This window comes from Enterococcus sp. NBRC 3427 (genome assembly GCF_007996925.1).
GTDB lineage: Bacteria > Bacillota > Bacilli > Lactobacillales > Enterococcaceae > Enterococcus_B > Enterococcus_B lactis.
Window position 1 is genome coordinate 25,217 of the sequence record NZ_BJLL01000023.1, and the last position, 11,505, is coordinate 36,721.

At 38.3% G+C, this 11,505-nt stretch carries 11 protein-coding genes; 2 read left to right on the forward strand and 9 right to left on the reverse strand.

The genetic code is table 11. From position 1 onward, the window contains the following. Positions 1–17: 17 nt before the first annotated feature. From ESP02_RS06930 to ESP02_RS06940, 3 genes are read right to left on the reverse strand one after another with little or no spacing between them, the layout of a single operon-like run. Entirely contained in the window at positions 18–242 is a 225-nt protein-coding gene (locus tag ESP02_RS06930; RefSeq protein WP_002287614.1) for an acyl carrier protein, read from the reverse strand. A gap of 53 nt (positions 243–295) precedes the next feature. Next, entirely contained in the window at positions 296–1,258 is a 963-nt protein-coding gene (locus ESP02_RS06935) for a beta-ketoacyl-ACP synthase III (RefSeq protein ID WP_002373495.1), read from the reverse strand. 9 nt (positions 1,259–1,267) lie between these two features. Next, positions 1,268–1,708, reverse strand: a complete 441-nt coding sequence (locus ESP02_RS06940; RefSeq protein ID WP_002310362.1) for a MarR family winged helix-turn-helix transcriptional regulator — start codon at positions 1,706–1,708, stop codon at positions 1,268–1,270. Positions 1,709–2,013: 305 nt separating this feature from the next. Here ESP02_RS06940 and ESP02_RS06945 point away from each other — a divergent pair, with 305 nt between their 5' ends. Further along, positions 2,014–2,979 (forward strand): GIY-YIG nuclease family protein, encoded by a 966-nt coding sequence (locus ESP02_RS06945; protein ID WP_038398807.1) that lies wholly within the window; start codon positions 2,014–2,016, stop codon positions 2,977–2,979. A gap of 56 nt (positions 2,980–3,035) precedes the next feature. Here ESP02_RS06945 and ESP02_RS06950 read toward each other — a convergent pair whose 3' ends face one another. From ESP02_RS06950 to ESP02_RS06975, 6 genes are all read right to left on the reverse strand, one after another. Beyond that, entirely contained in the window at positions 3,036–3,266 is a 231-nt protein-coding gene (locus ESP02_RS06950; protein ID WP_002287607.1) for a YkuJ family protein, read from the reverse strand. Between the two features lie 85 nt (positions 3,267–3,351). After that, a complete protein-coding gene (locus ESP02_RS06955; RefSeq protein ID WP_002373501.1) occupies positions 3,352–4,239 on the reverse strand; it encodes an NAD(P)-dependent oxidoreductase in 888 nt (295 codons plus the stop codon). 88 nt (positions 4,240–4,327) lie between these two features. Then, complete coding sequence (locus tag ESP02_RS06960; RefSeq protein ID WP_002373503.1) at positions 4,328–5,551, reverse strand: glycosyltransferase family 4 protein; 1,224 nt, start codon at positions 5,549–5,551, stop codon at positions 4,328–4,330. A 16-nt stretch (positions 5,552–5,567) separates the two neighbouring features. Then, positions 5,568–6,614, reverse strand: coding sequence for a glycosyltransferase family 4 protein (locus ESP02_RS06965; RefSeq protein WP_002315289.1), 1,047 nt, complete (start codon positions 6,612–6,614; stop codon positions 5,568–5,570). A 170-nt stretch (positions 6,615–6,784) separates the two neighbouring features. After that, positions 6,785–8,512: a phosphoenolpyruvate--protein phosphotransferase gene (gene ptsP, locus ESP02_RS06970; protein WP_002341270.1), complete on the reverse strand. Its 1,728-nt coding sequence runs from the start codon at positions 8,510–8,512 to the stop codon at positions 6,785–6,787. Beyond that, the gene (locus tag ESP02_RS06975; protein ID WP_002287602.1) at positions 8,512–8,778 is read right to left on the reverse strand and encodes a phosphocarrier protein HPr; all 267 of its coding nucleotides are present in this window, start codon (positions 8,776–8,778) and stop codon (positions 8,512–8,514) included. Before ESP02_RS06975 ends, ptsP begins: the two co-directional genes overlap by 1 nt. Positions 8,779–9,254: 476 nt before the next feature. On the opposite strand from ESP02_RS06975, the gene ESP02_RS06980 reads away from it, so the two are divergent. After that, a complete protein-coding gene (locus ESP02_RS06980; protein WP_038398805.1) occupies positions 9,255–11,489 on the forward strand; it encodes an ATP-dependent Clp protease ATP-binding subunit in 2,235 nt (744 codons plus the stop codon). The last annotated feature ends 16 nt before the right edge of the window (positions 11,490–11,505 follow it).

Genomic DNA, 11,505 nt, shown 5'->3' on the forward strand with positions numbered 1-11,505 from the left:
CAACCTAATTTTAATGATTATGCAGTTTGTTTTTCTACGTAAGTCACTAAATCTTGAACCGTTTTGATTCCGTCTTCTGTTTCGATTTTTACATCAAATTCATCTTCAATTTCATTGATGATTTGGAATAAATCCAAGCTGTCAGCTTCTAAGTCTTCTTGGATGTCAGTAGTCAATTTGATTTCTTCAGTTTCTTTTCCTAATTCTTCTGCAATGATTTCTTGAATTTTTTCGAATACCATAATAATATATTCCTCCGATATTGTTTGCTTTTTTATTTTTATAATTTAACAGTTTACAGCTCCATGAGAATACTTCCCCACGTTAAACCTCCGCCATAGCCTGTAAATATTACTTTCTGTTGTTTTCCCAAGGTGATCTTTCCGCTAGAAACTGCTTCATCCAATAAAATAGGGATACTTGCAGCAGAGGTATTCCCGTACTTATCCATATTGGTCAGGAATTTTTCTTGCGGCATCTTTACTTTTCGGGCGATTTTCTCAATGATCCTGAGATTTGCCTGATGCAAAAGCAGATAATCAACTGGCATGTCTTTCATGACTTCTTGGATATTGTTTGCAACATCTCGAACGGCGAAATCAAAAATATCTCTGCCGGTCATTCGCAAATAATACGAACCTTCTGAATCTTCTGAATAGAACGGGTTTTTATTTTGCTGGTAGCCAGCAGTCAGTGAGGTACTTCTGGTACCATCAGTTGCTAATTTTTCTTTCAGCAATTTTTTTTGTGGGTTTGCTTCTAAGAGAACCCCGCCTGCTCCATCACCAAATAATACAGCAGTCGTGCGGTCAGACCAATCGATTAGTTTAGACAGTGTTTCACCACCAATTACCAGACCTTTAGTTGAACCGCAGCGGATCATTTTGTCAGCCATGCTTAACGCATAAACAAATCCTGAACATGCCGCGCTGATATCGAAAGCAATAGCATTAGCTGCTCCCAATTTCCCTTGTACTTGTGCTGCTACAGATGGTGTCGTGTAATCGGGCGACATTGTTGCTACTAAGATAAAATCCAAATCTTCAGGGTTCAGATTTTTTTGTTTCATCAATTTTTCCGCCACTAAGAGGCATAAATCAGATGTCTCCTGATTTGTTACACATCTTCGTTCACGAATACCCGTCCTTGACGAAATCCATTCATCCGAGGTATCCATCATCTTGGAAAGATCATTATTCGTAATGATCTTTTCAGGAAGGACGCTGGCTGTTGCAGTAATCATTCCAAATTGTTCCATTAAATATCCTCACTTATAGTCTTGCAAGAAGTCATGCAAGTTTTTCAGTGCATCCAGCAAGGCATGCTGTTCTTCCGTAGCCATTCCTTCTAAGATGTTCTTGACCATTTCACGATGAAAATGCTGATGGACCCGAAACAGTAACTTTCCTTTTTTCGTTAGTCCCAACTTTACAACACGACGGTCATCTTCACTGCGGATACGTTCGACATAACCTTTTTTTACTAACTTGTTAATAGCAGTGGTCAAGGTCCCAACAGTAATTGATAGTTCTTTGGCTACTTCTGAAGTTGTTTTTTTCTTGTACATCCCGATTGCCTCGATCGTGTGCATCTCTGTGATTGACAGATCTTTGAATTGAGATTTTTTCAACTCAGACTCTTCGATTGTCAAAATATCATTGAAGACACTAACAAGATAATCATTTACTGTTTTTAAATCTGGTTCCATGTTCCACCGTCCACTAATTAGTTTGATTATCAAATCTTTTGATGTTCAAACTATATCTTAACTTTTTTCAAAATGCAACCGTAAAAGTTCATTTTTTTGCTATATGAGTTTATTTTAAGATTTTACTCATTTAAAAAAACTGATAAATCAGCATTTTTTATTTATTTTATTAGAAAAACTATTGCACTGACATATTTTGATTATCAAAGTATTTCTTGTTGATAGAATGATCCAATTCCCTAAAACTTGTCCATTATTTCAAAATTTGTTATAGTCTTTTTATTCAAAGCGTGAAAGGAGACCCTATGTTAAAAGAAAAAATAAAAAATCTCCCCATGCTGCCGGGTGTCTATCTTATGAAAAACCAAGAAGGGATGGTCATCTATGTTGGTAAAGCAAAACGGCTCAAAAATAGAGTAAGCAGCTATTTTCATCAGAATAAGCAGCATTCAAAAAAAGTATTACGTATGATTCATCATATAACAGATTTTGATTTCGTCGTAGTAGATACAGAATTAGATGCTTTGTTGCTTGAGTGTCAACTAATCCAACATTACCGTCCTTTTTATAACCGACAAATGAATTATTTCAGTAACTACAATTATGTACATATTTCCAATAAGGGATTTGTATTAACAGATACTCCTACAACTCGGACATACGGGCCGTTTCGTCTCTATAAAAAAATGCCGTCTATTTTGCGTATAATGGAAGAAACGTATCAAATGCCTTGGCTGTCTGAAATCAGCTTATTAGCTTTGCGAGTCCAGCTTCCTGACTTACAGGAAATGACTTTTGAACAGAAAAAGAAGGAGATCCAAGGATTGTTTCAGGGACGCAATAAAAAGCTACTGACTTACTTGAAAAAGAGACAACAACATTTCATCTATCAGCTGAATTTCGAAAAAGCTGGAATGCTTCAAAAAGATATCGAATTAGTTACTTATTTCATCAGACGGATCCAAGAACAAAAGCAGTTTTTAAGAACACCATCCCTCACATTCAGTATGCCACTGGCAGCGGATGAAAGTCAGAAAAAGCACTACCTTATTTGTTACGGACAGCTTGCAGAAACAATAATTGCTTCTGGGGACAATCCACCTGACTTTTATTATGAAAAAAAAGAAGCTCATTTATCTTTGAAACGCCAATTATCAAAAGAAGAAATCGATCCTGTACAAATTCTGATTAGTTACCGCAAAAAATTAGAAAAGGAACAGATCGAAATGGAACAATTAAACAAAAAAGAAGCTGAAAAGCAACTAAATTAGCTGCTTCTCGGCTTCTTTTAGGCATCTTCAACTTCAAATGTCAATTATCCTAAAATTTATTGGATTAAGTCATAGATTTCCATCGCTACGATATCGATATTATCGAATTCGTATTGCTGATGAGTATCTGTTTCAGTTAATTCAAACGTATCGGTCGCTTTATCATAAGTTACTGTACACTTTTCTACGCCTTCTTTTTCAAAACGGCGAACTTGCAGTTCATTATCTGCTGACTCGACCATAGCCTCCAGTCGTTTTATGATTGCGACTAATTGTGAATGTGTCATCGGAGGTCCTCCTTTTCTTATTTCTGTTATATTGTATCAAAAGCATAGCCTACTTGCATTGATTTTCTCTAAAAAAACTCGTTTTTTATGATTTTTTTTCTGGTATTTTCCCTTCAGGCCACCAAAGTTTGATCAAAGCTTGTGTTCCGTCATTCTCAAAACCTTTATCTGCCAACTCTTCGTATAGTTTCAACGCTTGGATGGTTGCTGGCAAGACAAGGTTCATTTTTTCTGCTTCTTCTAATGCAATCTTTAAATCTTTGATAAAATGTTTGACAAAAAAACCAGGCGTGTAATCTTCTTTCAAGATACGTGGGGAATAATTACTTAAAGACCAGTTAGCTGCACTTCCTCCTGAAAGTGTCTCAATCACTTTCTCTAAATCGAGACCGTTTTTTTGTGCGTAGACAAGCATTTCCGTCATTCCTGTCATCGTGCCTGCAATCATGATTTGATTGGCCATTTTCGTATGCTGACCTTTCCCAGCAGAGCCATGCAATGTAAATGTCGTACCAAATTCCTTGAATAAAGGAAGTACTTGATCATAGACCGATTCTTCTCCGCCCACCATGATCGTCAGTGTGCCATTCTTTGCTCCTAAGTCACCGCCTGACACCGGTGCATCTAATGCATCTGCACCTTTTCCTTTTGCTGTTTTTGCAATTTTTTCTGCCAGAGTTGGTGTACTTGTAGTCAAATCAACTAAAATACGTCCTGAGACATCTGCAGAAAAAATCCCCGATCCTCCATAGTAGATTTCTTCTACATCTTTAGGATAACCTACCATTGTAAACAGAATATTGCTTTGTTCTGCTACAGCCTTTGGTGTATCCGCCCAGACAGCTCCTTCTGTTACTAAAGAATCAGCTTTTGCTTTTGTCCGATTATAAACAGCGACTTCGTGACCTGCTTCTAGTAGATGGCGTACAACAGCACTTCCCATGACGCCTGTTCCGATAAAACCCAGTTTCATTCTTTCGACCTCCTAAAAATCAAAAATCCTTGCTTCTATGCTAGTATACGCTAGAAACAAGGATTTTTTTATAAAAAATGTTTGAATTTTATCTTTTAAATGAATTTAATTTGATTTTGATTCGTTCAATCGAATCTTCTTCTTCTTTTCTTCGCATCTCTTCTTCATGGTAAACAACCATATCTTGATAAAATTCGATCATGGCTTCGCCGAAATGAGTAGACGAAATGTCATAAAGTTTGGCTTCTAAAACCTTTGGATCTCTAGGGACTTCACTGGAAATATAATCAATAAGTGCGGGTGCAAAGTCTTCGTCGGTTTCAAAAGTTTTCCCTAATGAAGGATGATCGAACAATCGGTTCAAATAAGCATTTCCTTCTACGACACAAGGCGTGCCGGCTGCCATCGCTTCGGTATAAGTAAGCCCTTGTGTCTCTGAAGTAGAAGCACTGACAAAATAATCTGCCGCTTTATAATAAAGGGCTACATCATTATTATCCACTTCTCCTGTGAACTGCACAAATTCTTCTAACTGCAGTTTGGAAATCAATTCCTCTAATTCTTCTACATAAGGACCTTTTCCTACAATAACTAATCTGGCATTAGGGTAGGCCGAGATAACCTGAGGAAATCCATTAACCAATGCTTGGATATTTTTCTCATAAGAAATCCTGCTTAAAGAAAGAATCATCAAATGATTTTCCTGAAGTCCTAATGACTCCCTTAACTTGTTGATATCCTCCTGAGTGATATCAGAACGTTTGAATTTCTCAATGTCGATACCAGTAGGAATCACACGAAGCGGTGCTACTACGCCATAGCTACGTAATGTATCAATAACACGTTCACTTGGACAGACTACACCTGTCGTATGATTGGCAAATAATCTGGATAAGTATTTTACATGGGATTGCCTGATCACTTTTCCTTTACCGATATAATGAAGGTAATCCTCATACATCGTATGGTAAGTATGGATCAGGGGTATTTTCAACTTCTTAGCTACCATCTTCCCTAGTATTCCTGCTCCGAATTCTGTATGGGTATGGATCAGATCTAATTCTAGTTCTTTGGCAACCAAATAAGCATACCACATGCCTCTAACAACAACTCTTCGATCCTTGAAAGAAATAAACGGTACACTTGGCATTCGAATAACATCTTTTTCCAACTTGTCCGCATTAGGATCGGTTGTCGTAAAGATATAGACTTCATGCCCATGTTTTTCTAATTCTTGTTTTAATGTTTTGATCGATGTAGCCACTCCGCTGACTTGCGGAAAGTAGGTATCGGTAAAAAAGCCGATTTTCATGTTTTTCGCCTCCAAACTAGTCCTTTGTCTGATGTACTTTTTTTAATTTGCTAGAGACTTTTTCATTCAGCACACTTTCATATACGTTTTTAAGTTCTTCACCGATTTTATTGATACTTCGTTCTTTTGCTGTTTGATAACCGGCTTGTGTCAAACTCGGTAGCTCTTCATTGGTAATCTGTTGAATCAGTTGGATAAACGCTTCGTTTGTCTTCCCCATATAGCAGTTCTTGCTATCTTCTAACCAGCCATTATACACTGGAATATCTCGAACAAGTACATTTTGCTTGCTTGCTAAAGCTTCTAAAACAACGATTCCTTCCGTCTCTTCATAAGAAGGAAAAAAGAATAGATCTGCACCTGAATATGCTCCTTCGATGATTTCCCCTCGTATATATCCAGGAAACAGAACATTCTCAGGATGGTCTTCTTTTACAATTTTCCGGATGTTTCGAGGAATCGAGTACATCGGAACATGACCAAACCAAATGAATGTATAGTCGGGCATCTTCTTAGCAATTTCTACGAAATCAATGATTCCTTTACGTTCGAAAAACAAACCGACACAAATGATTACTTTTTGATCCGGAGATAGTTTGAAATACTCTCTGAACTTTTGTTCTTTCATTGGATCAGGGCGATATTTCTCTAGGTCGATCCCATTGGAAATAGCTTGAATCGGTACACGGATACCATAGCTTTCCAACAACTGTTTTGAATAAGGTGTTGGCGTGATCAAATAGTCCGCTTTTTGGTACAATCCTACCAGATATTTTTTTACAATAGGAGAAAGCTGGTTCGATCCGATAAAGGAATTTCGGAAATCTTCCTCTGTTGAATGCGCATGATAGACAACTTTTTTACCTTCTCTTCTGGCTTTATTGACCATATTATGACTATTGATTCCGTATGTATTGATGTGCAGGATGTCATAATCATCTTTGTCGTCTAGTGTATAAGAGATACCGACTTCCGTCAGAGCACGTTTTTGATGATCAAGCGCACGTCCGATTCCAGATTTTGCAAGCATCTTTTCACTTTCAAAATATAATAATACCTTCACCTTACGTCCCCCTTCATTTATATAGTATAACATAGCCTCCAAACTGTCACTCAAACTTAAGCCCTATTTTTGTCTAATCTTGCTGACAAAAACGTTTTCTTAAAAAAGAACAGAAAACAAAAAAGCTGGCGTAGCTCTTTTACAAGCTACACCAGTTTTTGATACGTTGTTTATTTTACATATTCATGAACAAGTTCAACGACTTCTTCCATCGTATCGCATTCTTTCAATGCACGATCAGCAAGTTCAGCCATTTTCGCTGTGTCCAAGCGTTTCATTAAACTACGTGTTTTAAGAATAGATGTCGCGCTCATTGAGAACTCATCTAGACCCATACCTACTAGCAACGGAACAGCGGTTTGATCTCCAGCCATTTCTCCACACATACCTGCCCATTTTCCTTCAGCGTGTGCTGCATCAATTACATTTTTGATTAAACGTAAGATTGATGGGTTATATGGTTGGTACAAGTAAGAAACACGTTCATTCATACGGTCTGCTGCCATTGTGTATTGAATCAAATCGTTCGTACCTACGGAGAAGAAATCCACTTCTTTTGCAAACTTGTCTGCTAAGACTGCTGCTGCTGGAATCTCAATCATGATGCCGACTTGGATTGTATCAGATACTTCCTTGCCTTCACTAATCAATTTTTGTTTTTCTTCTTCAAAGATCGCTTTTGCTGCGCGGAATTCTTTGAGCGTAGCTACCATAGGGAACATGATACGTAAGTTACCATGAACAGATGCACGAAGTAATGCACGCATTTGTGTGCGGAACATTTCGTCGCCTTGTTCAGATAGACTGATACGTAATGCACGATATCCTAAGAATGGATTCATTTCATGAGGTAATTGCAGATATGGTAGTTCTTTATCCCCGCCGATGTCCATTGTACGAACAACAACTGGTTTTCCTTCCATACCTTCTAATACAGCTTTGTAAGCTTCGTATTGGTCATCTTCTGTTGGGAAGTCCGGAGAATCCATATATAGGAATTCAGTACGGTACAGACCAACTGCTTCTCCACCATTGTTATGAACACCAACTAGATCTTTTGGTGTTCCGATGTTTGCAGCTAATTCAAAATGCTTGCCGTCAGCTGTGACAGTTTCTGCATTTTTTAGTTTTTCCCATTCTGCTTTTTGTGCTGCGTAATCCGCACCTGCTTTTTCAAATTCAGCTTTTTGTTCCTCTGTAGGATCGATGATCACATCGCCTTCGATCCCGTTAACAGCCAACATATCGCCTTCTTTGACTTTAGCAGTGATTTCTTTTGTCCCAACGATCGCTGGGATTTCTAAAGAACGTGCCATGATAGCAGAATGTGAAGTACGTCCACCAATGTCTGTTACAAACGCTTTTACAAAATTGCGATCTAATTGTGCTGTATCACTTGGAGTCAAGTCATGTGCAACAACGACCACTTCTTCGTTGATCATTGATGGATTTGGTAAAGTAACGCCTAATAAGTGCGCTAAAATACGTTTAGCAACGTCACGAATATCTGCAGCACGCTCTTGCATGTAAGCATTGTCTTCCATTGCTTCGAACATACCGATATACATATCCGTTACTTCTTTTAGCGCTGATTCAGCATTTACGCTGTTGTCTTTAATGTTTTGCTTGATTTGACCTACCATTTCTGGATCTGAAAGAACCATCAAATGGGCATCAAATACTTGCGCTTCTGCTTCACCTAAGCTTTGCGCTGCTTTTTCACGAATTTGCTGCAATTCTTCAGTAGATTTAGCTAATGCAGCATCCAAACGAGCTTCTTCAGCCGCAGTATCTTCTACTGTTGCCTTACTGAATGTTAAATCCGGTTGAACTAGCAGGTAAGCTTTTGCAACGGCTACACCGTCACTAGCGGCAATCCCTTTTAGCATTTCAACCATTATTCAGATAAGCCTTCTTTCTTCATTGTTTCAACGATTGCTGCCATTGCGTCAGCTTCGTCAGCACCTTCTGCAGTGATAGTAACATCAGAACCTTGACCTACACCTAAAGACATAACGCCCATGATTGATTTCAAGTTTACTGATTTACCTTTATACTCTAAGTTTACATCAGAGTTAAATTTGCTTGCTGTTTGTACTAATAATGTAGCTGGACGTGCGTGGATCCCAGTTTCTGCTACTACGTGAAATTCTTTCTTTTCCATATTAATCGGTCTCCTTTAAGTGAGTGTTGTTTTTATGTGAGGGTTTTCTTTTTTAGTAATTCAGAGAATCCTAACAAGTGTCACCCTTTCATCTGTAAAGATTAACATTTTTTTTCGTTAGATACAACAGTTTTCATTCAATTTCAGATAAAAGTATTCAAATTATTCCGGATTCTTTTTCATCCTTTTCTTCACATTTTATAACAAACGTGTTTATTTTCTTTTTCTTGTCGCTATCTCTTCTCCTGACGTTTATCATTCTTTCCTTTGACCTTGTTTGTTTTTATATGAAACGAATTACTTGCTTCCCTTTCGATTTTTAGTATAATAAGAATCAAAGGTCAGTAATGGTCAATAGACATTTTACCTTTACTACCTCATAAATCCCTAAAAAATAGGGGTTATTCTTTTACCTCATGAAAAACGAGATGTAAAATATGGATGTACCCATTTTTGTGAAAGGACGTGAATGATTCATGCTTTGTCAAAACTGCGGCAAGAATGAGGCAACGATTCACTTGTATGCCACTGTCAATGGTCAGCGGACACAACTTGATTATTGTCAGAGCTGTTATCAAAAAATCAAAAATCAGCAAAATGGAGGTCTAACTAATATGGCCCAAAACGATCCATTTGGATTTGGCAGTTTGGACGATCTTTTCCGTTCCATGTCTCGCCAAATGCAACAGCAAGGAAACTATGAGCAAACACCGCCAACACAATTTGGTGGAAACAACAACTTCAATGGTGGACAACCACCTCAAGGAAATACGGAAGGTTTACTAGGAGAATACGGAATCAACATCACTGAACAAGCTCGACAAGGGGATATCGACCCTGTGATCGGTCGTGATGATGAAATCAAACGTGTCATCGAAATTTTAAATCGCCGAACTAAGAACAATCCTGTCTTGATTGGTGAACCTGGTGTTGGTAAAACAGCAGTTGTTGAAGGGTTAGCACAAAAAATCGTAGATGGCGATGTCCCACAAAAATTAATGGACAAAGAAGTCATTCGTTTAGATGTCGTATCCTTAGTCCAAGGTACTGGTATACGAGGCCAATTTGAAGAACGTATGCAAAAATTGATTGAAGAAATTCGTCAAGCAGAAAATGTGATCCTATTTATAGATGAAGTGCATGAAATCGTCGGCGCTGGTTCCGCAGGCGATGGAAACATGGATGCTGGTAATATTTTAAAACCTGCTTTAGCTCGAGGAGAATTGCAGATGGTTGGTGCTACTACCTTAAACGAGTACCGCATCATCGAAAAAGATGCTGCCTTAGAGCGTCGTATGCAACCCGTACGAGTAGATGAACCAACTGTCGAAGAAACAATCAGTATCTTGAAAGGACTGCAAAAACGTTATGAAGACTATCATCATGTAAAATATACTGATGAAGCCATCGAAGCAGCCGCAACTTTATCCAATCGTTACGTCCAAGATCGCTTCTTGCCGGATAAAGCCATCGATTTGCTAGATGAAACAGGTTCTAAGAAAAACTTAACAATTCAAATCGTTGATCCTAAAACGATCGAGAAAAAACTACAAGAAGCGGAAGAACAAAAAGTTCTTGCTTCTCGAGAAGAAGATTTCGAAAAAGCGGCTTATTACCGTGACCAAATCAACAAACTTCAAAAAATGAAAGAACGCCAGCTCACCGAAGAAGAAACACCTGTCATCACCGAAAAAGATATGGAAAAAATTGTTGAACAACGAACAGGTATTCCAGTGGGCGAATTAAAAGAAAAAGAACAGACACAATTGAAAAACTTAGCAGATGACTTGAAGGCTCATGTCATTGGTCAAGATAACGCTGTAGACCGTGTAGCGAAAGCGATTCGCCGAAACCGTGTTGGATTGAACAAACAGAATCGTCCAATTGGCTCCTTCTTATTTGTCGGACCAACCGGTGTAGGTAAAACAGAACTTGCCAAACAGCTTGCCTATGAATTATTCGGTTCACAAGATTCAATGATTCGTTTCGATATGTCTGAATATATGGAAAAACACAGTGTCTCTAAATTGATTGGTTCTCCTCCAGGTTATGTTGGATACGAAGAAGCTGGTCAATTAACAGAAAAAGTTCGAAGAAATCCTTACAGTCTTGTCTTATTAGATGAAGTTGAAAAAGCTCATCCAGATGTTTTGCACATGTTCTTGCAAATCTTAGATGATGGCCGATTGACGGACGCACAAGGAAGAACCGTCAGCTTTAAAGATACGATCATCATTATGACAAGTAATGCCGGTACTGGTAAAGTAGAAGCAAATGTTGGCTTTGGTGCGGCACGTGAAGGTGTTACTCGTTCGGTATTGAACCAATTGAACAATTACTTTACACCAGAGTTTCTAAATCGTTTTGACGGAATCATCGAATTCAGTGCTTTGTCAAAAGAAAACTTGATGACCATCGTTACACTGATGCTAGATGATGTCAATCAAATGCTTGCAGCACAGCAACTTCATATCGAAGTTCCTACGAATGTCAAAGAAAAATTAGTTGACTTAGGTTATGATCCATCCATGGGTGCTCGCCCCCTTCGACGAACAATCCAAGAACAAATCGAAGATGGCATCGCTGAATTTTACCTTGACCACCCTTCTATTCATGAGCTGAAAGCAAAATTGGATAAGGATGGAAAAATCATCGTGACTTCTAAACCAGAACGTTTAGCAAAAGAAACAACCGAAGAAACGGCTGAGTAAACCTAGTATGTATATA